The organism is Duganella caerulea (genome assembly GCF_040362985.1).
Taxonomy (GTDB): Bacteria; Pseudomonadota; Gammaproteobacteria; order Burkholderiales; family Burkholderiaceae_D; genus Rugamonas; species Rugamonas vulcania.
On sequence record NZ_BPWJ01000005.1, the window covers coordinates 81,560 to 105,061 of the forward strand.

Below are 23,502 nucleotides of genomic sequence, written 5' to 3' on the forward strand. Positions count from 1 at the left end.
AATTATCAATTTCGCCGGCAAGCGGCTGGTGAAAAACGGCCAGCTAGGGGCGTTTTCTGGATATTCGTGCTTTTTAAAGCGTTCAAGGGTCAATTGTACCTCCCTCGCCCCGACTCCTCCAAAAAACACTGCAAAGGAATAGTGGACTTATTGCCGCGTAGCACTATCATACAGACTGTGCCACCCGCCGGAGTCCACGCCATGTCCACTATTGCCGAGACAGCCCCGATCTACATGCGCAGCCAGCGATTCGACCGCTTGTTCGTGCTGGGCATTCCCCTGCTCGCGCTGGCCATGGGCGCGCTGGCGCTCGGCTTGCCCCAGTATTTCGTGCTGATCATTTCGCTGGACCTGGCCTTGCTTGGCTACCATCATGTCATTTCCACCTACACCCGCCTGCTGTTCGACCTCAAGTCCGCCCGCCAGCACTGGGCGTTGCTGCTGCCCTTGCCGGTGGCGGTGTTCGCCGGCGTCTACCTGCTGATCCGGCTGGGCGGCCTGACCGCAGTCGCCACGCTGTACATGCATTGGCAGTGGTATCACTACACGCGCCAAAGCGAGGGCATCAACAAGGCCTACGGCATGAAGACGCGCAGCGTCCAGGCCGGCAATCCCACGTTCAACCGCTTCACCTTTTATCTCGTGCCGGTGGCCGCGTTCCTGACAATGAGCGCGCGCCCCGATTCCACCTTCCTGTCGATCGAGGTGTGGAAGCTGCCGGTGCCGTCGTGGCTGGCCCTGGCGACGCTGGCGGTGGCCGGCGCCTGCCTGGCCTGGTGGCTCCGGGCACAACTGCGCGCGCTGCGCGACGGCACGCTGGGCCGCCTGCATTTCGCCTACCTGTGCTCGCACTACTTGATCTATGTGGTGGCCTACGCCGCCATCCGCGACATCACGACCGGCTGGCTGGTCATCAACGTGTGGCACAACGCGCAATACATCGCCTTCGTGTGGCTGTTCAATTCCAACCAGTTCAAGGGCGGCATCAATCCGGAGCAGCGGGCGCTGTCGTGGCTCAGCCAGGAAGGCCGCTGGCCGCTCTACCTGCTGGCCTGCCTGGCGCTGACCGGCGTGGTGTACCGCGCCATCGACATGTCCAATGCCTACTTCGCCAACTACACGCTGGTGCCGCTGGTGGTCATCGCTTACCAGGGCATTAATTTTCACCACTACATCGTCGACTCGATCATCTGGAAGCTGCGCAAGCGCGACGTGCAGAGCGCGCTGAAGATCGGCTGACCGATGACCGCCGCCGCGCGCATGGGGCCGCGCTATCCGGTACTGGACGCGCTGCGCGCTGTGGCGATCCTGCTGGTGCTGGCGCGGCATTGGGCGGTGGCCTCGCAGGCCGCGTTCGGCGTCGTGCCTGGCGGACCGCTGGCGGTGCTGGCGGCCAATGGCTGGATCGGCGTCGACCTGTTCTTCGTGCTGAGCGGTTTCCTGATCGGCAGCCATTTCACCGGGCCTCACGCGGCGACGTTCAACCGGCCGGACGTGCTGGATTTCTACCGCCGCCGCGCGTTCCGCACGCTGCCGTTGTACTGGGGCGTGATCCTGCTGTGCTGGCTGAGCGTGCCGTTCTCCAGCCTGTCGTTCGTCACGCACCTGCTGTTCCTGCAGGATTACCTGGGGTCGGATGTGATGGTCACGCTGTGGTCGCTGGCCGTGGAGGAAAAATTTTACCTGACCACGCCCGTCCTGATGTTCCTGCTGACGCGCGCCGGGACGCGTGGCGCCTGCGTGCTGCTGGCGATGGCGATGGCAGTGCTGTGCTGGACGATGCAGGCCAGCGCGCGCGGCGTGACGCCGGGCGATTACGCGGCCTTCTTCTGGTCGGTGCGGGCGCCGTTTCATCACGCCGTGCTGGGCATCCTCGCGGGCGTGCTGGTCGCGGTCCAGCATGGCGCGTCGGGCACATGGCGCGCGCCGCGTTCGCTGTTCCTGCTGCTGGCTATGCCACCGCTGCTGTTGCTGATGTGGCGGGACTGGCTGGGCCTGGGCGACTGGCCCACGGTCTGCTGGATCATCGCGCTGTCGTCCTGCCTGTTCGCGCTGCTGGTGCGTTGCGGGCTGGCCGTCAATTGCTGGCTGCCGGCGTTCGGCGCGGCGCGGCCGCCGCGCCACATCGCCAAACTGTCCTACGCGCTGTACCTGGTGCACTATCCGCTGATCGAACCTGCCATGCAGGCTGGCCGGTTACTGCTCGGCGGGGCGCAGCAGGCGCCGGTGCCGGGCAGCCTGCTATTCCTGGCGATTTACGGCGCCATGGCCTGGGCCGCCGCGTGGCTGCTGCATGTCGCGCTGGAGCGGCCCTTCCTGCGGCTGCGCGACCGCCTGACTTAGACGCCGCCGGACGGCTCCTTGACGAACAAGGAAGTCACCATGCCGATGCCGCACACCGCGATGACGTAATAGGCCGGCGCCAGCGGATTATTCTTCAGCATCAGCGCCACCACCACCGGCGTCAGGCCGCCGAAGATGGCATACGCCAGGTTGTACGAGAACGACAGTCCCGAGAAACGCACCTGCGCCGGGAAGGCCTTGACCAGCACGCAAGGCACGGCACCCACCACGCCGACATTGAAGCCGACCAGCGCATACAGCGGCAGCAGCAGGTCCGGCCGCGCGTGCAGCGTGGTGTAGAACACGTAGGTGCTGATCGCCAGCAGCAGCGAGCCGCCGAACAGCGTGACGCGCGAGCCGATGCGATCAGCCAGCACGCCGGCCACGATGCAGCCGATCGCCAGGCACAGCGTCGCCAAAGTGTTGGCCACCAGCGAAGTGTGCGGATCGAAGCCGTAGATTTTTTGCAGCAGCGTCGGCGTCATCAGGATCACCACGACGATGCCGGCCGACAGCATCCACGTCAGCAGCATCGACACCACGACCGCGCCGCGATGGCTGCGCAGCACGGACTTGAGCGGCATCTCGGCGGCCAGCGCCTTGCGCTGCTGAAGCTCGGCGAACACCGGCGTCTCATGCAGCCAGCGGCGCAGGTACATCGCGCCCAGGCCGAAGATGCCGCCCAACAGGAACGGCAGGCGCCAGGCGCCGTCGGCCACCTGGTCCGGCGTGAAGGCGGTGTTGACCCCGGTCGCGACCACCGAGCCGAGCAGGATGCCGAAGGTCAGGCCGGCCGTCAGCGTGCCGCAGGCATAGCCGATGTAGCGCGCCGGCACGTGCTCGGACACGAACACCCAGGCGCCCGGCACCTCGCCGCCCACCGCCGCGCCCTGCATCACGCGCAGCAGCAACAGCAGCAGGGGCGCGGCCAGGCCGATGCTGGCGTAGGTCGGCAGCGCGCCCATCAGCAGGGTCGGCACCGCCATCAACAGGATGGACATGGTGAACATGCGCTTGCGGCCCAGCAGGTCGCCGAAGTGGGCCATGATGATGCCGCCCAGCGGACGCACCACATAGCCGGCGGCGAAGATGCCGAAGGTCTGCAGCATGCTCAGCCAGCCCGGCATCGACGGCGGGAAGAACAGCTTGCCGATCACGGCGGTGAAGAACACGAAAATAACGAAGTCATAGAACTCCAGCGCGCCGCCCAGCGCGGCCAGCGACAGGGTCTTGTAGTCCTGGCGGGTGAGCGGGCGGGCCGGTGAGGCGCGGTGATCCATGCCGGGGTTGGGGGCGATGGCTGCTGCGTGATCGTTTATCTGCATGTCTGGTCTCGCTATTGTTTGCATTTTTATGGGCTGCCGGTTCACGGCATCCATAGAATACGCAATTTTTCCGGCGCTGAGTAAACCACATCGACAAGTGCTAGACTGCTGGGCGAAATTCCATCTCAACCTTGAGGACACCCATGCCATCTGCCCGCCCGCTCGCCACGCTGACCACCACCACCACCCTGATTGCCGCATTGTTGATGGGAGCGCCGCCGGTGCTGGCGGCCGCCAAGCCGGCGTCCACGCAGCAGGCCGGCCAGGCGCAGAAGCAGCTGGCCAAGCTGGCGGCCGCCTTCCACACGGCGCGCTGTAAATACGATCCGCTGCTGTTCGCCACCGCCAACGGCGACGGCCGCTACGACGACCAGCTCGGCATGAGCATCTCGCCCAGGGTGCGCGCGGCGCAATTCGCGCTGTACCGCCAGATGCAGAAGCAGCTGATGTCGGTGCAGCGCGACCAGCTCGGCCAGCAGGACCAGCTGACCTACGACCTGCTGTCCTATGAACTGAACAACGCGCTGCAGCTCGAGTCCTTCCCGGAATACCTGCTGCCGCTGAACCAGCTCGACAACGTCCCCAGCACGCTGGCCAACTACGCCGACGGCACCGGCTCGCAGCCGCTGGGCACGGTCAAGCAATACCAGGCCTACCTGAGCCGCCTGAACCAGCTGCCGGCATGGATAGACCAGGCCATCGCCAACATGAAGCAAGGCATGCGCAGCGGCGTGGTGCAGCCGAAGGCGATCACGGTGGCGATGCTGCCGCAGTTCCAGAACCTGCGCAGCGTCACGCCGGAAACCAGCATCTACTACTCGCCGGTGACGCGCTTCCCGGCCGGCTTCTCCGAGGCCGACCAGCAAAAGTTGAAAGCCGCCTACCTGCACACGGTGGACGCGAAGATCGCGCCGGCGCTGAACCGCCTGGTCAGCTTCCTGGAGAATGAATACCTGCCGGCCAGCCGCGCCAGCAGCGGCTGGGGCGCGCTGCCGAACGGCGCCGCCTGGTACGCCGCGCGCATCAAGGACAGCACCAACCTGCCGCTGACGCCGGACGCGGTGCACGCGCTGGGCCTGAAGGAAGTGGCGCGTATCCAGCAGCAGCTGGCCGCGCTCGGTCCCAAGCTGGGCTATGACGGTCCCGAAAAACAATTGCCGCAATGGGTGGCGGCGCAGGACAAGTTCAAGATCTTCACCACCGACGAGCAAGTGCTGGACGCCTACCGCGCCATCTACGCCACGGTGCAAACCAAGCTGCCGACCTACTTCAGCCTGATCCCGAAAGCCAAGCTGGAGCTGCACCTGGAGCCCGAGCTGACGCGCGCCACAGCGTCCGACCACTACACGCCGTCGGCGGCGGACGGTTCGCATCCGGGCGTGTTCTGGCCGGTGGTCAACGATCCGAAAAAATACAGCCGGGTCGACATGGTCAGCCTGTTCCTGCACGAAGGCGTGCCCGGCCACCACCTGCACGCGGCGCTGCTGAAGGAACTGGACTTGCCGGACTTCCGCAAATTCAGCACCGAGAATCCGAACAGCGCGGCCTACACCGAAGGCTGGGCGTTGTACTCGGAAACGCTGGGCCGCGAGATGGGCCTGTATGAAGACCCGGTCGCCTACTACGGCCACCTGAACGCCGAGATGCTGCGCGCCGCGCGGCTGGTGGTGGACACCGGCCTGCACGCCAAGGGCTGGACCCGCGAGCAAGCCATCGCCTACCTGGCCGACACGCTGGGCTGGAGCGAAGCGCGCGCCAAGAACCAGATCGAGCGCTACATGGTGTGGCCGGCGCAAGCGCTGAGCTACAAGATCGGCTCGTTGAAGATCCTGGAACTGCGGGCACGCGCGCAGGCAGCGCTGGGCGACAAGTTCAGCTACCAGAAATTCCACGAAGTCGTCATCGGCGACGGCACCCTGCCGCTGCCCATCCTGGAAGCCCGCGTCGACCGCTGGATCGCCAAATAAAATTGGGGTCAAGTCTGACATTCGGACACGGCCTCAGCCTTGGCGCGCCTGCTACGGCTGAGGCCGTGTCCGAATGTCAGACTTGACCCCAAGTTGTCGGCCGCCAAGTGCCTGTTTCGATTGAGATAATGTTGCAAATGTGATATTTTGCAATATTGTTATCAGCAGGACGCGCAATGGGATTCTTTTCGTTCATCTTCAGCATTTTTACGCTGAGTATCGCCTGGCGCGCGCGCACCGAGGCACGCAAGGTGCGCAAGATCGCCACGGAATTGCAGCGCGAAGTGGAGGCGCTGCGCGAGGCGCAAGCCTCGATGCAGCGCGTCTACGCACGGCAGCAGGCCACTCCGCCGGCGGCACAGCCTGCGCGCCCTCCCGCCCCTGCGCCTGCGCCCGCCGAGGCGCCGGTGCCGACCACCATCCTGGCCCCGCCACCACCTCCGCTGCCGCCACAGGTGCTCGTGGCCGCCAAGGTGCCGGCGCCGGTTGCCACGCCGGGGCCGGAAGCGGCGCCCGCGCCAGCGGAACCACTCGCCGTTCCGCCTGAACCAGTCCAACCGACTCCGCCGCCGGCCCCTGCGCCTGCGCCCCGGCCTGCGTCTGCGCCGCGGTACGAGCCGCCACCACCGCCGCGCTGGCTGCTGGCCACCAAGGCTTGGCTGTTCGGCGGCAACCTGGTCGCCAAGCTCGGCCTGCTGATCCTGTTCATTGGCGTCAGCTTCCTGCTCAAGTACGCGGCCGCCCGCGTGACAGTGCCGATCGAGTTCCGCCTGGCCGGCATCGTGCTGGCCGATATCGCGCTGCTGGCCTGGGGCTGGCGCATACGCCTGAGACGTCCCGCCATCGCCCTGCCGGTACAGGGCGCCGCGCTGGCCGTGCTGATGCTGGTGACCTTCGGCGCCTTCCGCATGTACCAGCTGATCCCCGGCTCGCTGGCCTTCGCGCTGCTGTTCGTGCTGACCGTCTTCACCTGCCTGCTGGCCGTGCTGCAGGACGCCATGTGGCTGGCCATCTTCGGCATCGCCGGCGGCTTTGCCGCGCCCATCCTCGCGTCCTCAGGCGGCGGCAGCCACATCGGACTGTTCTCGTACTACGCGCTGCTCAACGCCGGCGTGTTCGCGCTGGCCCTGCTGCGCTCGTGGCGCCCGCTGAATCTGCTGGGCTTCGCCTTCACCTTCGCCATCGGCACCGCCTGGGGCGTGTTGCGCTATACGCCTGAAAACTACCTGTCGGTCCAGCTGTTCCTGCTGCTGTTCTTCGCTTTCTACGTATCGATCCCGGTGGCCTACGCGCGCCAGCAATCGGTCAAGCTGAAGAACTACGTCGACGGCACGCTGGTGTTCGGCACGCCGATGCTGGGCTTCGGCTTGCAATTCAGCCTGGTGCACGGCCACCAGTTCGGCGTGGCCTACTCGGCGCTGGCCTTGGGACTGTTCTACATCGGCCTGGCCACCGCGCTGCGCCGGCGCGACCAGGTCGCCCTGCTGGCCGACGCCTTCCTCGCGCTGGGCATCGTGTTCGGCACGCTGGCAATTCCGTTCGCGCTCGACGGCCGCTGGACCTCCGCTGCCTGGGCACTGGAAGGCGCGGGCATCGTCTGGATCGGGCTGCGTCAGAAACAGAAGCTGGCCTGGATGTTCGGCCTGCTGGTGCAAGCCGGCGCGTGGCTGTCGTTCTTCGGCACCGTCAGCGGCTTGTCGGCGGAACGGGCGATGGAATCCAACCTGTGGCTGGGCTTCATCCTGCTGTCGCTCACCGCCTTCCTGATGGCGACCCGCTTCCGCGCGCGGCAGGACGAGGAATCGAAACTGTTCGCCACGCTGTCCGCGCTGTTCCTCACGTTCGCGTCGATCTGGCTGATCGCCGGCGCCTGGATCGAGATCTTCCTGCGCACCGACGGCGTCAGCCAGGCCAACCTGCTGGTGGTCAGCGCGCTGGTGGCGGCGGTGACGCTGTACTTCATTGCCCGCAAGATGGCGTGGCAGCTGGCCAGCGGCCTGGCCCTGGTCGCCCAGGCCATCGCCGGCGTGATGCTGGCCGTCCTGGCGCTGAGCCAGTGGAACTGGACCAACGCATCACCCGACCTGTTCGACCGCCCGATACTGGGCGCGGCCATGATCTGCGCCGGCGCCCTGTTCAGCAGCTGGGCGCTGATGCGGCACGACGGCCGGGAACCCGGGACCAACAGCTACGGCCTGTCGCGCCTGGCGATGCTGTGGGCCGGCGGCTGGTGGCTCATGGTGATCCTGCCCGGCCTGGCCGGCTGGTTGTCGATCCGCTACCAGCTGCTGACCACCGGCACCTGGCGCAGCGACGACGTCCTCGGCCCCAACATCTACGGCATGCTGGTCGCGGCCGGCACGGTGGGCATCGTCATGCTGGCGCGCCGCCTGCAATGGCGCAGCCTGCGCGCGCTGTCGGCGCCGGCCTGGATCGCGCTGGCGGTCGCCAGCCTCTTCATGCTGGGCAACCTGTACCTCGACAACCACCTGCCCGTCGGGTCCGCATGGCTGGCCTACGCCGCGCTGTGGCTGACCGGCGAATGGCTGTTGCACGCCTGGCCCGCCAGCGGCTGGACGCTGCGCACGCGTCCGCTGCAACTGCTGCACATCGTTCGCACCGGCGGCCTGTGGCTGATGATCTGGCCGGTCGCGGCGATCTGGATCACGCGCTGGCTGCACGGCGCCAACAGCGCCGAGGCGCAGCTGCTGGCCGACTCCGGCTGGGAAGCCAGCGCCAGCTGGGCACGCTTCATTCCGGCCTGGCTGATGATGGGCGCCGCCGGCTGGATGATGCAGCGCGCACGCGCCGGCGGCTGGCCGGTCGCGCCGCTGGACGCTTGGTACCGTCGCCGCCTGATCCCGCTGGCCTGCGGCTGGGCGCTGCTGCTGGTGACGGTCTGGAATCTGACGCAGAACGGCGCCATGGCGCCGCTGCCCTACGTGCCGCTGCTTAACCCGCTGGACCTGACCACCTGCTTCGCCATGCTGATGGCCTACGGCTGCTACCGCCTGGTGCGCGACATGGATACCGGCGGCACACTGCGCCGGAAGCTGCTCACCGACTGGCCGAAGAACTGGGTGGCGTCGATGCCGTTGCTGGCCGCGCTGGGCGGCTACGGCTGGCTCAACCTGGCGCTGCTGCGCACCGTCTCGAACTACATGCACGTGCCGTATGAATTCGAGGCCATGTTCGCCTCGCAATTCGTGCAGGCCATGCTGTCGCTGGTGTGGAGCGTGACGGCGCTGCTGTCGATGCGCTACGCCGCCAAGCGTATGTTGCGCGCCGTGTGGATAGGCGGCGCGGTGCTGCTGGCGTTGGTGGTGGCCAAGCTGTTCCTGGTCGACCTGTCGAACGTGGGCGGCGTCGAACGTATCGTATCCTTTGTCGGCGTGGGCGCGCTGATGGTCGGCATCGGCTACCTGGCGCCCTACCCTTCGGAATCGGAAAGCAAATGAAAAAAATCCTGATCGCGGCAGCGGCCGCGTCGGCCATCGCCACGGCGGCCGCCAGCGACGCGCCGCAAGACTACACCCACCTGCTGCCGCTGACCACCAGCGCCAAGCAGGGCGTGCTGCAACTGCGCCTGCCCAAGGATGTCTACCTGCATGCACGCTCGCCGCTGCTGGACGACGTGCGCGTGTTCGACGCCAGCGGCGCCCTGCAACCGTTCGCGCTGCGCACGCCGGCGCCGTCGGTCCGCACCAGCCGGCACGACCTGCCGCTGGCGATCTTCCCGCTGATGGGCACGGCCACCTCGGCGTCGCAATTGGACCTGGACGTGAGCACCGCCGCCGATGGCCGTCTGTTATCGGTGAAAGTGCGCCCCGAAGGCAACGGCGACAAGTCCGTGCAGGCGCCGCGCCTGACCGGCCTGGTCCTCGACCTGGGCAAGGATGGCGCGAGCAAGCCGGTCAGCGCGCTGCGCTTCACACTGCCGGCGGGTCAGCGCGAGTACAGCGCGCAAGTCTGGCTGGAGACCAGCGCCGACATGAAGCACTGGGACACGGTCGGCGCCGCCGAGCTGAACTGGCTGGTCAACCAGGACGCGCAAACGCTGGCCAACGACCGGCTGGAATTCGACGCCCGCACCTTCCGCTACGCGCGCCTGAGCTGGCGCAGCGGCACGCCGGTCCAGTTCGCCGCCATCACGGCCGAGCAGCTTGTGCAGACGGATGTCCCGCCACCCGGCGAACAGTTGCTGGTGCAGGCGACGGCGGGCCGGCAGGCGCAGGACCTGGTCTACGCCGTGCCGCCGGCCATCGCGCCGGACCAGGCCGGGCTGCAATTCAGCGAACCGAATATCGTGTTGTCCGGCACGCTGGGCAGCTATCGCGAACTGCCGGCAAGGCAAGCCACGCAAGGCCCGGCCTGGCGCTTCGATCCGCTGATCAGCTCGACGTTCTACCGCATCACGCAAGGCGGCCAGGTGCGCAGCTCCGGCGACATCGACGTGCCGCCCGTGCATGCGACGCAATGGGTGCTGCGGACCACGGCGCCAACCACGGCAAGGCCCGCTTTGCGGCTGGACTGGCAGCCGGCCACGCTGGTATTCCTCGCCAGCGGCAACGGTCCCTACACGCTGGCGGTCGGCCGCGAGCACGCCACGCCGGCCGTGCGCGAGCTGAACCAGGTGGCGCCCGGCTTCTCCGACGCCGAACTGCAGAAACTGGAACAGGTCAGCGCCGGCCCGGCGACGCAGCAGCAAGGCAGCGGCGCCAGCGAAGCCAGCGCCGCCGTGGAAGCGGCCGGCGCCGCCCGCCAGCGCCTGATCGTGCTGTGGGGCGTGCTGCTGCTGGGAGTGGGCGTGCTGGCCTTTATGGTTTGGCGCCTGCTGCGCCCATCACGTTCATGACGGCAAGCGTCATCGCCTCGGCGGCGGTCTTGATCGACGGCTCCGGCACCGGGGCGTAGTAAGGCGAATGGTTGAAGGCGATCGGCTTGCCGCCTGGCCTGGCCGCCTCGGCCACCGCCTTCGGATCGTACACGCCGGTGAAGAAGAACATGCCCGGCACGCCCTCGTTGACGTAGGCTGAGAAATCCTCGCTGGCCGTCATCGCCGGCATGCGCGAGACGTTGGCGTCGCCGAAGGCTTTTTTCAGCACGCCCTCGGTGCGCTTGACCAGCGCGTCGCTGTTGTCGATGGCGGCGCCGCCGGCGATCAGCGCGACATCGGGCGCCGGCGCGTCGGCCATCGCGGCCGAGGCGTTGGCGACGCGGCGCACGCCCGCCAGCAGTTTCGCCCGTACTTCCGGGCTGTATGAGCGTATCGTGCCGCGCACGCGCACGGTGTCGGGAATGATGTTGCCGACCGTGCCGCCGTTGATGGCGCCGATGGTGACCACGCCGAATTCCTTGGGATCCTTCTCGCGGCTGATGACGGTCTGCACATCGACCACGAAGCGGGCGGCGATGGCGATCGGGTCGAGCGCCTTGTCCGGCGCCGAGCCGTGGCCGCCGCGGCCCTTGAAGGTGATCTCGATCGCGTCCGAGTTCGACGACACCGGCCCGCTGTTGTAGCCGATGGTGCCGTAGGCCAGCGGCCAGCTGTGCAGCGCGAAGGCGTAGTCCGGCTTGGGGAAGCGCTTGAACAGGCCATCGTCCAGCATGGCCTTGGCGCCGCTGACGGTTTCCTCGGCCGGCTGGCCGATGAACATCAGCGTGCCCTTCCACTGCGACTTGAGCGCCACCAGCGCGCGCGCCGCGCCCAGCCAGGCGGTCATGTGGACATCGTGGCCGCAGCTGTGGGCCACCATCGTATCCTTGCCGTCCAACAGCGCGTGGGCCTTGCTGGCGTAGGGGTAGCCGGATTTCTCCTCCATCGGCAGGCCGTCCAGTTCGGTGCGCACCAGCACGGTCGGGCCGGCGCCGTTCTTGTAGATCGCCACCACGCCGGTCTTGCCAACCTTCTCCGTCACCTCGAAACCGATCGCGCGCATCTCGGCGGCCAGCTTGGCGGCCGTGCGTTCTTCCTGGAAGGCGATTTCGGGATGCGCGTGCAGATCCTTGTAGATCGCATCGAGCTTGGGATACATGCCATTGATCTGGCTGGAGACTGCGGAGGCGTCCTGGGCCTGGGCGGCGTGGACGAACAACAATGCGGCAAGCGGGAGCAGCTTCATCGGCGGTTTCCTTGGTGGTTGGACTGGGGTCAAGACTTGACCCCAGAGTCTACACCGGCTCAGGCTGTATGCAATTTCATCGTGGCCGCTTCGAATTTGCCTTCGACGATTTGCGGCATCACCAGCAGCGATTTGTCGATGGCTTGCTCGATCAGCTCCTGGTCTTCGCGGCGCGGGCGGTGCAGCACGAAGTCCGCCACCTGCTGCTGCAGACTCAAGGTGCGCGGGTGGCCGATGCCCAGCCGCAGCCGCCAGTAATCCTGCGTGCCGAGCGCGGCGGTGATGTCCTTCAGGCCGTTGTGGCCGCCCGAGGAGCCGCCTTTTTTCAGGCGCGCCGCGCCAGGCATCAGGTCCAGCTCGTCGTGCACGACCAGCACCTCGTCCGCCTGGATCTTGAAGAAGCGGCACAGCCCGCCCACCGACTGGCCGGAGCGGTTCATATACGTCTGCGGTTCCAGCAGATAGACTTCCTGCCCGGCGACCACGCCCTTGGCCATCAGCGCGTTGTACTTGGTCTCGCGCTGCAGGCGCGCGCCGATGTCGTTGGCGAGATTGTCCACCAGCCAGAAGCCGGCGTTGTGGCGGGTTTGTTCGTATTCGGGGCCCGGATTGCCGAGGCCGACGATGAGACGTATAGGCATGACGTGTGATCGGTAAAAGAGAAACGTGATTATCGCCGAAAAACAAAAACCCCCGCCGGCATCAAGCACTGGCGGGGGTTTTCTCCTGCAACCGCCCGAAGGCGGCGTCAGTGATTACTTCTTGGCCTTGGCGGCTGGCTTGGCGTCGGCAGCTGGGGCTTCCGCGGTAGCAGCGGCTTCAGCAGCAACGTGACCGGCCGGTACCGAAGCGGTAGCGATGGTCAGGTTGGCGCCGTGGGTCACTGCGGTCACGCCGGCTGGCAGAACCAGTTCGCCGATGTGCAGCGAGTGGCCTACGTCGATGTTCGACAGGTCAACGGTGATGAACTCTGGCAGGTCTTTTGGCAGGCACGAAACTTCGATTTCGTTGGCTACGTGGCTGATGGTGGCGCCGTGCAGTTTGACTGCTGGGGACACGTCAGCGTTAGCGAAGTGCAGAGCCACTTTCATGTGCACTTTTTTCGAAGCATCAACGCGCTGGAAGTCAGCGTGCAGAACCAGTTGCTTGTATGCGTGGACTTGGAAGTCGCGCAGCAGCACTTGCTGGGTCTTGCCGTCGATTTCCAGATCCAGGATCGACGAGTGGAAGGCTTCTTTTTTCAGCGCGTGGTACAGCGCGTTGTGGTCCAGCGAGATGGTCACTGGCGCTTCGGTACCGCCGTAGATGATGCCTGGGGTTTGGCCCGAATTGCGCAGGCGGCGGCTCGCTCCGGAACCTTGCAATTCGCGTTTGAATGCAACAACTTTCATGTGTAACTCCAAAAATAACAGGGCTCGCGCCCCGTGTTATGAAGCCCCCGCGACCAGGGTGCTTCGAAAATGAGCTGACTGCGCTCATGAAACCGGGAAGTACAACGGCTCGCCAGGCATATTTACCTGGCGAGCCGCCTAAAAACTGACTAAATCGTTTATCTCAGTCGATAAACAGGGAGATCACGGAATCGCCCTTGATGATGCGTTTGAACGTCTCGGCCAGCAGCGGTGCGCAGGTCAGCTGGCGGATCTTGCCGCAAGCCTTGGCCGCGTCGGACAACGGGATCGTGTCGGTCACGACCAGCTCGTCCAGCGACGAACTGGTGATGCGCTCGATCGCCGGGCCGGACAGCACTGGGTGCGTGCAATACGCGATGACTTTCTTCGCGCCGCGCTCTTTCAGCACTTCGGCAGCCTTGACCAGCGTACCCGCGGTGTCGACCATGTCATCCATGATCACGCAGTTGCGGCCTTCGACTTCACCGATGATGTTCATCACTTCCGACACGTTGGCCTTCGGACGACGCTTGTCGATGATGGCCAGGTCGCAGCCCAGGCGTTTAGCCAGGGCGCGTGCGCGGACCACACCGCCGACGTCCGGCGATACCACCAGCAGGTCCTGGTAGTTCTTCTTCTGCAGGTCGCCCAGCAGGATCGGCGAAGCGTAAATATTGTCAACCGGGATATCGAAGAAGCCCTGGATCTGGTCCGCGTGCAGATCCATGATCAGGACGCGCTCGACGCCCGCTTCTTCCAGCATGTTGGCGACGACCTTGGCCGAGATCGCGACGCGCGCCGAACGTGGGCGGCGGTCTTGACGGGCATAGCCGAAGTAAGGAATAGCTGCGGTGATACGGCCAGCGGACGCGCGTTTCAGGGCGTCGACCATCAGGATCAACTCCATCAGGCTGTCGTTGGTTGGAGCACAAGTCGATTGCAGAACGAAGACGTCTTTACCGCGGACGTTCTCGTTAATCTCAACCATCACTTCGCCGTCCGAGAATTTCGAAACGTTTGCCTTGCCGAGAGGGATGCCGAGATTTTTAGCGACCCCTTCTGCCAATGCAGGATTAGCGTTGCCGGTAAAAACCATCAGGTTTTCGAAAGCCATTGGGAGTCCCAGAGATAGTCGATGAAAATTTTTGAAAAGTCGCCAGCGGAAGCCGCGCGGCGCTGTACTTAGATCTTAGTTGAATGGCTCGCTCTGGGGCGATGCCATCTTTGCCTTATCCGGCCGGAGACTAACTTCGCCTCGACGGGTCCAGATACAAACGAATGGCAGGGGAACAAGGATTCGAACCTTGGTATGCTGGAATCAAAATCCAGTGCCTTAACCAGCTTGGCGATTCCCCTACGCAACTGACTGCTTGTCGTTACATGGCCGGTATTTTACAGCCATTTTCACGCTAAGCCAAATTTTTTTACTGCCTCACAACTTTGCGATGATCGGGTGGCGATCCAGCGCTTTGGCCTTCCAGGATTTCCACTTTGCCGGTACTTTCGCAAGCACCGCATCCGCTTCTTCCTCGGTTGCCACCGCACAGAACACGCAAGCACCGGAGCCAGTCATCCTGGCATCACCGTAAGCACCGAGCCATTCTATCGCCTCTGCCACCGGCGGGAATAACTTCGTTGCTACCTGCTGCAAGTCATTCTTTCCAAACCCTTTAAAACTGTTTTGTTTTTCAAGGTGGCTGGAAAAGTCCGTTATTATGACGACCGGAGTGTTCCTTGTCAAATGTTCCGAGCAAAAAATTGCAGCGGTCGGTACGGCGACGCCCGGTTCGATGACGACATACCAACAATCCGGCGCCCGCACCGGGCGCATGGCCTCGCCCACGCCTTCGGCAAACGCGGTCTCGCCGAAGATGAAGAACGGGATGTCCGCGCCCAGCGGCAGGCCCAGCGCCATCAGCTCTTCCTTACTTAGACCGGCCTGCCACAAATAGTTCAACGCCATCAGCGTGGTGGCCGCGTCGGACGAGCCGCCACCGAGGCCGCCGCCCATCGGCAGCACCTTGTCGATGGCGATGTCGACGCCGCGCGGCAGCGCGCCCTGGCGGCGCAGCACCTCGGCCTGCAGCAGGCGCGCGGCGCGGATGATCAGGTCGCTCTCTTCCGGCACGCCGGGCAAGTCCGTCACGCGGCGGATCCGGTCGTCGTCGCGTAGGTCGAAGTGCAGCGTGTCGCCGTGGTCGATCAGCTGGAACACGGTTTGCAGCAGATGGTAGCCGTCGGCGCGGCGGCCGTTCACGTGCAGGAAAAGGTTGAGCTTGGCCGGGGCCGGGCAATTCTTCAGAGAGTTCATGGTGCTGTTTATTCGGTGCCAGGACGGATGGCGATGCGTATCGTCAAATCATCCACCTGCCCCGCGCCCAGGCGCGTGAGGTCGATGCGTTTCGGTTGCGGCACGGCGGCTTTGTCGTCTTGCCATGTGGCGTATTCGACCTTCCAGCCGTCGCGCGTGACCACCGTGTCGTTGGCCGGCGAGGCGACGAAGCGCTTGCCGCTGGCGTCGGTGGCATAACCTTGCAGCCATTCGCGCAGGCCGGAGACCGGCAGCGTCCAGCCCAGCATTTGCGTGGTCAGGCTGTCGAGGTCGGGCGCGGAGCGTGGCTCCTTGCCGCTTTGCTTCAACGTGGCCAATCCCGGCGTCACGCTGATGATGGCGAGGACCTGGCGGGTCGGCGAGATCAGCGTGACATCGGTGGCGGCCTTGGTCTGGTGCCAGGTGAAGCTGAGGGTCGCCGATTCGCGCTTGCCGTCCTTGATATAGTTGATGGCGATGCCGCCGCCCAGATCGACGTTGTCCTGGTAGGGCGCGACCGCGGCGGCCGAGCGCGGCGCGGAGGTGGTGGCGCAGCCGGCCAGCACGGAAGCCGTCAGCGCGGCGGCCAGCATGGCGGCCGGGGCGCCGCGGCGCAGGTTGAATGAGGTCATCAAGTATCGCTTACAGGCTTTGGTTCAAACGGGCGAGCGTGCTTTTCAGCGCGTCGTTCTTCGGGTCTTTGGTCTGGGCTTCCTGCCACATCTGCCGGGCGCCGGCCTTGTCGCCCTTGGCGAACAGCACCTCGCCCAGGTGCACGGCGATTTCCGGATCGCTGCGCAGCGCGTAGGCGCGGCGCAGCATCGCCTCGGCCTCGCTCAGGTTGCCCATGCGGTACTGCACCCAGCCCATGCTGTCCATGATGAAGGGATCGTCCGGCGCCATCTTCATGGCCTTGTCGATCAGCGAGTACGCCTCGGGCAGGCGCTCGTTGCGCTCGGCCAGCGAGTAGCCCAGCGCGTTGTAGGCGTGCTGGTTGTCGGGCGCGGCGATCATCACCTGGCGCAGCGCCTTTTCCATCAGCTCCGGCTTGCCCATCTTCTCGGCCACCAGCGCGAAGTCGTACAGCAGGTCGGGATTGTCCGGGTAGCGCTTGATGGCGTTTTCCAGCACCGTGTAGGCGGCGCGGTGGTCGCCGGCGTCGCGCAGGATCTGGGCGTCGGCCTGGAAGATCTGCGCCTGGTCGACGGCCTCGGTGGGCTTGAGCTCGGCCAGCTGCTTGCGCGCCTCGTCAACGTTGCCCTTGCGGGCCGTCAGCTGCGCCATCTTCATGCGCGCGGCCAGGTAGATTTTCTCGTCGGCGCCGTCGACCTTCTCCAGCCAGTTGTAGGCCGCGTCGAAGTCGTTGCGCTGCTCGGCGATCTGCGCCAGTATCATCAGCACCTTGGACGGATCGCGCTCGTCGTTCGGGTGGTCGGCCAGCGCGTTAACGAAGCCGGTGAAGTATTTCTCCGCGTTCGGAACGTCGTTGGCCTGCATCGCCATCACGCCCAGCGCGTACAGCGTGGCCATGTTGTCCGGCTGGTCCTTCAGCAGGATCAGGAATTGCTGGCGGGCGAGCTCGGTCTGCTTGGCGTCGGCCAGGATGCGGGCGTAGGCGGCGCGCACTTCGCGCGACTTGGGGTACTTGTCCAGGAAGGTCGACAGCACCTTGAGCGCGGTGTCGATGTCGCCGGACACCTGCGCCGTGGTCAGGATGGCCAGCTCGGAATCGGGCTTGATGCGCAGCGCCTGCTCGGCCTCGGCGCGGGAGCGCTCGTTGTCGCCCAGCCCGAAGGCGCCCTGCGCCAGGATCAGGTGGCTTTCCAGCGTGTCGCTGTACGGCGCCAGCACGCGGTCCTCCAACGCGAAGGCGGCGGCCTTGTCCTTGGCGCGCAGCAGGAACTGCTGCATCTGGAACATGGCCAGCGGACGCGCCTGCGGCGGCGCTGCCTTCAGCCGTTCGGCGAAGATCTGCTCCGCCTCGCTCAGGTCGTCGTTGACAACGGCGAAGCCCAGGAAATACTGGGTGGCCTCGTCCGAGTTCGGCGCCAGGCCGCGCCACAGGCGGATGGCCGACAGCGCCTCCGGTCCCTGCTTGGCGGTCAATGCCATCTCGGCGGCGCGGCGCGCCAGGCGCGGATCGCGCGTCTGCTGGGCCAGCGCCAGCATCGTGATGTAGGGCCCCTGCCAATTGCCCTGCTTGAATTCCAGCTCGGCCTTGGTGATGCGGAACAGCATGTCACCGGTGAGGTCGACATTGGGCAGCGCTTCGTCGGCCGCGGCCGGAGCCGGCGCGGCGGCGACCGGCGCGGCGCTCTCCCCTGCCGCATCGGCGGGTGCGGCGGCGGCTGGTTCCGCCTGTTTTTGCGGCGCCACGGCGCACGCGGACAGCACGGCAGAGAGGGTTACAATGGCGAAAGCGTTTTTCAAGGGAAGGTCCTGGCAAGTCGGCAAAAGGTACTGAAGCAATCGGATTTTACGCTCAACGCTCCGATTCCGTCTTTTGACTAGTGTAACCAAATATTCCGCCGCAGCCAGAGTGCAGCCCCCATTATTTCGACTCTTAACCATCCAGATGCCAGAATTACCAGAAGTTGAAGTCACCCGGCGCGGGGTCGCGCCGCATATCGAGGGACGCACCGTGCATCAGGTGGTGCTGCGCCGCGAGGGCCTGCGCTGGCCGTTTCCCGCGCAGCTGCCGCAGCTGCTGGCCGGCCACCAGGTGCTGCGCACCGGCCGCCGCGGCAAGTACCTGCTGCTGCATTTCGACCATGGCACGCTGATCATCCACCTCGGCATGTCGGGCCACCTGCGCATCATGCCCAGCGGGATAGTCCCGGAAAAACATGATCATTTCGACCTCGTGGTCGAGACCCCGAACGGCCTGCAGGTGCTGCGCATGAAGGACCCGCGCCGCTTCGGCGCCGTGCTGTGGCACGACCACGCGGACGGCCTGCTGGAGCACCACACGCTGCTGCGCGAGCTGGGCGTGGAACCCTTGGAGGCGGGCTTCACCGGCAAATTGCTGTACGATCAAACCCGGCAGCGCAGCGCGCCCGTCAAGCAGGTGCTGCTGGCCGGGGACATCGTGGTCGGCGTCGGCAATATTTATGCATCGGAAAGCTTGTTCCGCGCCGGCATCAACCCGAAGACGCCGGCCAAGCGCATCAGCCTGGCCCGCTACGAGAAGCTGGCGCAGGCCGTGCGCGAGATCCTGGCCGAAGCCATCGTCCAGGGCGGCAGCACGCTGCGCGATTTTATTAGCGTCAACGGGCAGTCCGGGTATTTTCAGCAGACTTATTTCGTCTATGATCGTGCGGGTGTCCCCTGCAAGGTGTGCGCGGCGCCGATACGGCAGATCAAGCAAGGCCAACGGTCCACGTTCTACTGTGTGAATTGCCAAAAATAAGGGTGGAACAAGATGGTCAGGGATTTCGAACAGTACAGCGCCTGGAGGCAGGGCGTCGTCACCGCGTTGAAAAATTATCAAGCGTGGGTGGCCGGCGCGTCCCTGACCGACGCCGCCACCGACCAGCGCATCGTGCGCGCGCTGGCGCGGCTGGCCGACGATAAATTGTCGGTGGCCTTCGTCGCCGAATTCTCGCGCGGCAAATCGGAATTGATCAATGCGATTTTCTTCGCAGACTACGGCCAGCGCATCCTGCCCTCCGCCGCCGGCCGCACCACCATGTGCCCGACCGAGCTGATGTACGACGCCAGCTTCGCGCCGTCGATCCGCCTGCTGCCGATCGAGACGCGGGCGGAGAACCTGTCCACCAGCGATTACCGCGACCAGCCGGCCGCCTGGACCGTGCTGCCATTGAACCTGGACGCGGGCGCCGACATGCACGAGGTGTTCAAGCAGGTCAGCATGACGCGCCACGTGCCGGTGGAGGAAGCCAAGCGCTACGGCCTGTACGACGAGGACGATCCCGACATGCCGGTCACGCTGGACGAGGCCGGCATGGTGGAGATTTCGCTGTGGCGCCACGCGATCATCAACTTCCCGCATCCGCTGTTGAAGCAGGGCCTGGTGATCCTGGACACGCCGGGCCTGAACGCGATCGGCACCGAGCCGGAGCTGACACTCAACCTGATCCCGAACGCGCACGCCGTGCTGTTCATCCTGGCGGCCGACACCGGCGTGACCAAGAGCGACATCGAAGTCTGGCGCAACCACATCGGCGCCGGCGCTGGGCGGCTGGTGGTGCTCAACAAGATAGACAGCATGTGGGACGAGCTGCGCAGCGAGGCCGAGGTCAACCTCGAGATCGAGCGGCAGCAGGCCAACGTGGCGCACGTGCTGGCGCTGGAGCCGCGCCAGGTGTTTCCGGTATCGGCACAGAAGGCGCTGGTGGGCAAGATCACGCAGGACGCGGCGCTGCTGGAACGCAGCCGCCTGCAAACGCTGGAGGACGCGCTGTTCAACGAGCTGATCCCGGCCAAGAAGGACATCGTGCGCAAGCAGCTGGGTGAGGACTTGCAGGCGCTGAGCACGGCGCAGCTGGCGATGGTCAACGCGCGCAGCCGCGGCATCGTCGAGCAGCTGCACGAGCTCAAGAGCCTGCGCGGCAAGAACCAGAGCGTGATCGCCCACATGATGCGCCGCATCGACGTCGAGAAAAAAGAATTCGACGCCAGCCTGTTCAAGCTGCAGGCCACGCGCGCCGTTTTCACGCGGCTGTCGACCGAGCTGTACACCTGCATGGGCATGGACATCGTGCGCGACGACATCGAGCAGGTGCGCGAGGAGATGCAGCGCAGCCGCTTCTTCATGGGCGTGCGCGAGGCGGTGCGCAACTACTTCGAGCGCATCCGCGCCAGCCTCGACGCGGCCGGGCACAAGACGCTGGAGATCAGCGAGATGATGGGTGTGATGTATCGCCGCTTCTCCAACGAGCATGGGCTGACGCTGGCGCTGCCGATGCCGTTCTCGCTGGACCATTACCGCGACGAGATCGCGTCCATCGAGGCGATCTACTACAAGCAGTTCGGCACGGCCACCTTGCTGACCACCAGCCGCGTGGTGCTGATGGAGAAGTTCTTCGACACCATCGCCTCGCGCGTGCGCGGCTGCTTCCGCGCCGCCAACAACGATGCGGAAGCGTGGTTGAAGGTGATCATGACGCCGCTGGAGGCGCAGATCCGCCAGCACAAGGATCAGTTGAAACACCGGCTGGCGTCGATCCAGCGCATCCACGATGCGACCGACAGCCTGGAACAGAAAATCGACGCGTTTGAGGGCAGCCAGCAGGAGCTGGAGGAGCAGAAGGCGCGGCTCAATGAATTGGCGGGGCAGATCAGCATCGCCATCAACGCGGAATTCGTGGCGCTGGACGCCGCCGCTTAAAACACAGGAACAGAATGAAGGTTGTGGAAGTAGAGAATTTTGCGGATCCCAGTTTCTCGGCCGATCTGATCGGCTGGCAAAAAGTGCATGGGCGCCATGTGCTGCCTTGGCAGAATACGCGCGACGCGTATCTGATCTGGCTGTCGGAAATCATGTTGCAGCAGACGCAGGTGTCGGCGGTGCTGGGTTATTACGCGCGCTTCCTGGAGCGCTTCCCCACCCTGCGCGATCTGGCGGCGGCGCCGGTCGAGGATGTGATGGCGCAGTGGAGCGGCCTGGGCTACTACACGCGGGCGCGCAACCTGCACAAGTGCGCGCAGCGCGTGGTGGCGGAGTATGACGGCGTGTTTCCGTCCGATCCGTTGTTGCTGGCGGAGTTGCCGGGCATCGGCCGTTCGACGGCGGCGGCGATCTCGGCGTTTTCCAGCGGCACGCGGGCGGCCATCATGGACGGCAACGTCAAGCGGGTGTTCGCGCGCGTGTTCGGCATCGACACGTACCCTGGCGAGCGCAAGACCGAGGAGGCGATGTGGCGCCGCGCCGAGGCCCTGTTGCCGGAGCAAGGTATCGAGGCGTACACGCAGGGCTTGATGGATATGGGCGCGACGCTGTGCACGCGCAGCAGTCCGTCGTGCGAGCGTTGTCCGATGCAGGCGCGCTGCGTGGCCTATGCCACCAATCGCACCAAGGACCTGCCGGTGCGCAAGCCGAAGAAGGTCAGCCCGGAAAAGCATGCGGTGATGCTGGCGATTATCGATGGCGGCCAAGTGTTGCTGGAACAGCGTCCGCCAAGCGGGATATGGGGCGGTTTGTTGTCGCTGCCGGAGTTGGATGGCCATCTGCTGGCCGAGGATGACGAGGTGGAGGCGGCCAGCGACGACGCGCTGATGCTAGCCGTGGGCAAGTTCGGCGAGATGGAATCGCACGAGCGGCTGTCGACGGTGACGCATGTGTTCACGCACTATAAGCTGCACATCGCGCCCTACCGCGTGACCCTGGCGCGGCGGCAGGCGATGGCGGCCGAGTCCGGCCACGTCTGGTACGACGCCGCCAAAATCCCCGACGCCCCGCTGCCGGCGCCGATCAAGAAGCTGCTATTGGAGTTGGTAGGCGACAGCAAGGCCGCGCAGCAAAGGATGTTCTAAGGTCAAAGTTTAACGACACTAATCACCACGCTGGAAATGGAAATGAACGCGGCGACGCCCCATATCATCATGCGTGTTTCCAGCTTAGCCAAATACAACTTCAAATCGGCGATATCCCCCTTGGTCGCATAATTGGCCTGAATGGCGGAGACCTTGGCCTCAAGTCTGATGAGGTCTTCCTTGGTGGCGCAATTGGACTGGATGATGGCGAGTCTGGCCTCGACCTTGGCAAGCTCTTCCTTGGTGGCGTGGCGCGGCAGCATGGAGGCCGTGTCCGCAGCAAGGACGGCGACCTCTTTTTCCACCGAGGTCAGCCGCCGATCCAGTTGTGTGATTTGCTCGTCCATCTATCCATCATGCCCCGGACACCGTTGATGCTCAAGAGCGCACGATTGAGTGGCGTCAAAGCTCCTCGAGCGAGAACAGCCTGCGGTGTTCGCGGATGGCGTAGCGGTCGGTCATGCCGGCGATGTAGTCGGCGATCTTGCGCGCCTGCTTGCCGACGTCGCCCGACTTCTCCTGGTAGTCCGGCGGCAGCAGCACCGGCTCGGCCATGAAGGCGTGGTACAGCTCGCGCACGATGCGGCTGGCCTTCACCCGCATCCGGTTGACCTTGTAGTGACGGTACAGATTCTCGCGCAGGAAGCGCTTGAGCTCGGTCGCGTCCTTGCGCATCGGATCGGAAAAACGAATCAGCGGCGGCGACGCCCGCACCTCGTCCAGGCTCTTCGGCGCGGCATCGGCCAACAGTCCGCTGGAGGTGACGATCAGATCGTCGGCCAGCGCCGTGATCAGGCGGCGCAAGGTCTCGTAGATCGCGCGCCGTCCCGACAAACCGGGGAAAGTCTGCTGCACATCCCGCCACAGCCGCGCAAAGAAGTCCACCTGCTCCAGCTGCTCGATGCTGATCAGCCCGGAACGCAGGCCGTCGTCGATATCGTGACTGTTGTAGGCGATCTCGTCGGCGAGGTTGGTCAGCTGCGCCTCCAGCGACGGCTGCGTGCGGTCGATGAAGCGCTGCGCCACCGGCCCCAATAAGCGCGCATTGTTCAGCGAGCAGTGCTTGAGGATGCCCTCGCGCGTCTCGAACATCAGGTTCAGTCCGTTGTAGGCGCCGTAGTGCTCTTCCAGTTCGTCCACCACGCGCAGGCTCTGCAGGTTGTGCTCGAAGCCGCCGTGCTCCTGCATGCATTCGTTGAGCACGTCCTGGCCGACGTGGCCGAACGGCGTGTGGCCCAGGTCGTGCGCCAGCGAGATGGCTTCCACCAGGTCCTCGTTCAGCCGCAGGTTGCGCGCCAGCGAACGGCCGATCTGCGCCACCTCCAGGCTGTGCGTCAGCCGGGTGCGGAACAGGTCGCCCTCGTGGTTGAGGAACACCTGGGTCTTGTACTCCAGCCGGCGGAAGGCCGAGGAATGGATGATGCGGTCGCGGTCGCGCTGGAACTGGCTGCGCGAGGCGTGCGCGGTTTCTTCAAAGCGGCGCCCCACGCCGCCCGCCGAATGGGCCGCGTACGGGGCGAGGAATTCGTCGGGCAGCATGGCGGCCTC

18 protein-coding genes and 1 tRNA gene are annotated in these 23,502 nt (G+C 65.2%); 8 read left to right on the top strand and 11 right to left on the bottom strand.

Translation table 11 applies throughout. The features are described 5' to 3' along the window. Nucleotides 1-201 precede the first annotated feature (201 nt). Nucleotides 202-1,239 carry a hypothetical protein gene (locus tag ACUJB0_RS16155; protein WP_444846119.1) on the top strand — a complete coding sequence of 346 codons (1,038 nt, stop codon included), beginning with the start codon at nt 202-204 and terminating at the stop codon, nt 1,237-1,239. Between the two features lie 3 nt (nt 1,240-1,242). Then, nucleotides 1,243-2,343, top strand: a complete 1,101-nt coding sequence (locus ACUJB0_RS16160) for an acyltransferase family protein (protein ID WP_444846120.1) — start codon at nt 1,243-1,245, stop codon at nt 2,341-2,343. Here the strand turns inward: ACUJB0_RS16160 and ACUJB0_RS16165 are convergent. Then, complete coding sequence (locus tag ACUJB0_RS16165; protein ID WP_444846501.1) at nt 2,340-3,623, bottom strand: MFS transporter; 1,284 nt, start codon at nt 3,621-3,623, stop codon at nt 2,340-2,342. The two genes, ACUJB0_RS16160 and ACUJB0_RS16165, sit on opposite strands and share 4 nt — an antisense overlap. 188 nt (nt 3,624-3,811) lie before the next feature. Between ACUJB0_RS16165 and ACUJB0_RS16170 the strand changes: the two genes are divergently transcribed. The 3 genes from ACUJB0_RS16170 (at nt 3,812) to ACUJB0_RS16180 (ending at nt 10,490) form a co-directional block, all read left to right on the top strand. Continuing rightward, nucleotides 3,812-5,635 (top strand): DUF885 domain-containing protein, encoded by a 1,824-nt coding sequence (locus ACUJB0_RS16170; RefSeq protein ID WP_444846121.1) that lies wholly within the window; start codon nt 3,812-3,814, stop codon nt 5,633-5,635. Between the two features lie 176 nt (nt 5,636-5,811). After that, nucleotides 5,812-9,093, top strand: coding sequence for a DUF2339 domain-containing protein (locus ACUJB0_RS16175; RefSeq protein WP_444846122.1), 3,282 nt, complete (start codon nt 5,812-5,814; stop codon nt 9,091-9,093). Further along, nucleotides 9,090-10,490: a DUF3999 family protein gene (locus ACUJB0_RS16180; RefSeq protein WP_444846123.1), complete on the top strand. Its 1,401-nt coding sequence runs from the start codon at nt 9,090-9,092 to the stop codon at nt 10,488-10,490. The genes ACUJB0_RS16175 and ACUJB0_RS16180 overlap by 4 nt, the downstream gene beginning before the upstream one ends. On the opposite strand, the gene ACUJB0_RS16185 is transcribed toward ACUJB0_RS16180, so the two are convergent. The 8 genes from ACUJB0_RS16185 to ACUJB0_RS16220 form a co-directional block, all read right to left on the bottom strand. Then, nucleotides 10,453-11,757 (bottom strand): amidohydrolase, encoded by a 1,305-nt coding sequence (locus ACUJB0_RS16185; protein WP_444846124.1) that lies wholly within the window; start codon nt 11,755-11,757, stop codon nt 10,453-10,455. The genes ACUJB0_RS16180 and ACUJB0_RS16185 overlap by 38 nt on opposite strands. Nucleotides 11,758-11,816: 59 nt before the next feature. Next, on the bottom strand, nt 11,817-12,398 hold the full coding sequence (pth, locus tag ACUJB0_RS16190) for an aminoacyl-tRNA hydrolase (protein WP_117014415.1): 582 nt from the start codon (nt 12,396-12,398) through the stop codon (nt 11,817-11,819). Nucleotides 12,399-12,512: 114 nt separating this feature from the next. After that, entirely contained in the window at nt 12,513-13,148 is a 636-nt protein-coding gene (locus tag ACUJB0_RS16195) for a 50S ribosomal protein L25/general stress protein Ctc (RefSeq protein WP_444846125.1), read from the bottom strand. 163 nt (nt 13,149-13,311) lie between these two features. Then, complete coding sequence (locus ACUJB0_RS16200) at nt 13,312-14,262, bottom strand: ribose-phosphate pyrophosphokinase (protein ID WP_117014417.1); 951 nt, start codon at nt 14,260-14,262, stop codon at nt 13,312-13,314. A 165-nt stretch (nt 14,263-14,427) separates the two neighbouring features. Then, nucleotides 14,428-14,504: transfer RNA gene (locus ACUJB0_RS16205), tRNA-Gln, on the bottom strand. Between the two features lie 76 nt (nt 14,505-14,580). Further along, nucleotides 14,581-15,459, bottom strand: coding sequence for a 4-(cytidine 5'-diphospho)-2-C-methyl-D-erythritol kinase (gene ispE, locus ACUJB0_RS16210; protein WP_444846126.1), 879 nt, complete (start codon nt 15,457-15,459; stop codon nt 14,581-14,583). Nucleotides 15,460-15,467: 8 nt separating this feature from the next. Next, on the bottom strand, nt 15,468-16,091 hold the full coding sequence (locus ACUJB0_RS16215; RefSeq protein ID WP_444846127.1) for an outer membrane lipoprotein LolB: 624 nt from the start codon (nt 16,089-16,091) through the stop codon (nt 15,468-15,470). A gap of 10 nt (nt 16,092-16,101) precedes the next feature. Continuing rightward, complete coding sequence (locus ACUJB0_RS16220) at nt 16,102-17,889, bottom strand: tetratricopeptide repeat protein (RefSeq protein WP_444846128.1); 1,788 nt, start codon at nt 17,887-17,889, stop codon at nt 16,102-16,104. 145 nt (nt 17,890-18,034) lie between these two features. On the opposite strand from ACUJB0_RS16220, the gene mutM reads away from it, so the two are divergent. The 3 genes from mutM to mutY are packed head-to-tail and all read left to right on the top strand — an operon-like array spanning nt 18,035 to nt 21,954. After that, nucleotides 18,035-18,868, top strand: a complete 834-nt coding sequence (gene mutM, locus ACUJB0_RS16225) for a bifunctional DNA-formamidopyrimidine glycosylase/DNA-(apurinic or apyrimidinic site) lyase (protein ID WP_444846129.1) — start codon at nt 18,035-18,037, stop codon at nt 18,866-18,868. A 12-nt stretch (nt 18,869-18,880) separates the two neighbouring features. Next, a complete protein-coding gene (locus ACUJB0_RS16230; protein ID WP_444846130.1) occupies nt 18,881-20,809 on the top strand; it encodes a dynamin family protein in 1,929 nt (642 codons plus the stop codon). A 14-nt stretch (nt 20,810-20,823) separates the two neighbouring features. Next, nucleotides 20,824-21,954 (top strand): A/G-specific adenine glycosylase, encoded by a 1,131-nt coding sequence (mutY, locus tag ACUJB0_RS16235; RefSeq protein ID WP_444846131.1) that lies wholly within the window; start codon nt 20,824-20,826, stop codon nt 21,952-21,954. A 2-nt stretch (nt 21,955-21,956) separates the two neighbouring features. Here mutY and ACUJB0_RS16240 read toward each other — a convergent pair whose 3' ends face one another. Together ACUJB0_RS16240 and ACUJB0_RS16245 are read right to left on the bottom strand one after the other, a co-directional pair. Then, nucleotides 21,957-22,301 carry a hypothetical protein gene (locus ACUJB0_RS16240; protein ID WP_444846132.1) on the bottom strand — a complete coding sequence of 115 codons (345 nt, stop codon included), beginning with the start codon at nt 22,299-22,301 and terminating at the stop codon, nt 21,957-21,959. A 55-nt stretch (nt 22,302-22,356) separates the two neighbouring features. Next, nucleotides 22,357-23,493 carry a deoxyguanosinetriphosphate triphosphohydrolase gene (locus ACUJB0_RS16245; protein ID WP_161090898.1) on the bottom strand — a complete coding sequence of 379 codons (1,137 nt, stop codon included), beginning with the start codon at nt 23,491-23,493 and terminating at the stop codon, nt 22,357-22,359. Nucleotides 23,494-23,502: the final 9 nt, after the last annotated feature.

Bases quoted from the DNA above. Each gene is read 5' to 3' on its own strand.
- ACUJB0_RS16195 (WP_444846125.1), bottom strand. From the start codon at position 13,148: ATGAAAGTTGTTGCATTCAAACGCGAATTGCAAGGTTCCGGAGCGAGC.
- ACUJB0_RS16200 (WP_117014417.1), bottom strand. From the start codon at position 14,262: ATGGCTTTCGAAAACCTGATGGTTTTTACCGGCAACGCTAATCCTGCA.
- ACUJB0_RS16170 (WP_444846121.1), top strand. From the start codon at position 3,812: ATGCCATCTGCCCGCCCGCTCGCCACGCTGACCACCACCACCACCCTG.
- ACUJB0_RS16180 (WP_444846123.1), top strand. From the start codon at position 9,090: ATGAAAAAAATCCTGATCGCGGCAGCGGCCGCGTCGGCCATCGCCACG.
- ispE (WP_444846126.1), bottom strand. From the start codon at position 15,459: ATGAACTCTCTGAAGAATTGCCCGGCCCCGGCCAAGCTCAACCTTTTC.
- ACUJB0_RS16165 (WP_444846501.1), bottom strand. From the start codon at position 3,623: ATGGATCACCGCGCCTCACCGGCCCGCCCGCTCACCCGCCAGGACTAC.
- mutY (WP_444846131.1), top strand. From the start codon at position 20,824: ATGAAGGTTGTGGAAGTAGAGAATTTTGCGGATCCCAGTTTCTCGGCC.
- ACUJB0_RS16185 (WP_444846124.1), bottom strand. From the start codon at position 11,757: ATGAAGCTGCTCCCGCTTGCCGCATTGTTGTTCGTCCACGCCGCCCAG.
- ACUJB0_RS16215 (WP_444846127.1), bottom strand. From the start codon at position 16,091: ATGACCTCATTCAACCTGCGCCGCGGCGCCCCGGCCGCCATGCTGGCC.
- ACUJB0_RS16245 (WP_161090898.1), bottom strand. From the start codon at position 23,493: ATGCTGCCCGACGAATTCCTCGCCCCGTACGCGGCCCATTCGGCGGGC.
- ACUJB0_RS16175 (WP_444846122.1), top strand. From the start codon at position 5,812: ATGGGATTCTTTTCGTTCATCTTCAGCATTTTTACGCTGAGTATCGCC.
- ACUJB0_RS16230 (WP_444846130.1), top strand. From the start codon at position 18,881: ATGGTCAGGGATTTCGAACAGTACAGCGCCTGGAGGCAGGGCGTCGTC.
- ACUJB0_RS16160 (WP_444846120.1), top strand. From the start codon at position 1,243: ATGACCGCCGCCGCGCGCATGGGGCCGCGCTATCCGGTACTGGACGCG.
- ACUJB0_RS16155 (WP_444846119.1), top strand. From the start codon at position 202: ATGTCCACTATTGCCGAGACAGCCCCGATCTACATGCGCAGCCAGCGA.
- pth (WP_117014415.1), bottom strand. From the start codon at position 12,398: ATGCCTATACGTCTCATCGTCGGCCTCGGCAATCCGGGCCCCGAATAC.
- ACUJB0_RS16240 (WP_444846132.1), bottom strand. From the start codon at position 22,301: ATGGACGAGCAAATCACACAACTGGATCGGCGGCTGACCTCGGTGGAA.
- mutM (WP_444846129.1), top strand. From the start codon at position 18,035: ATGCCAGAATTACCAGAAGTTGAAGTCACCCGGCGCGGGGTCGCGCCG.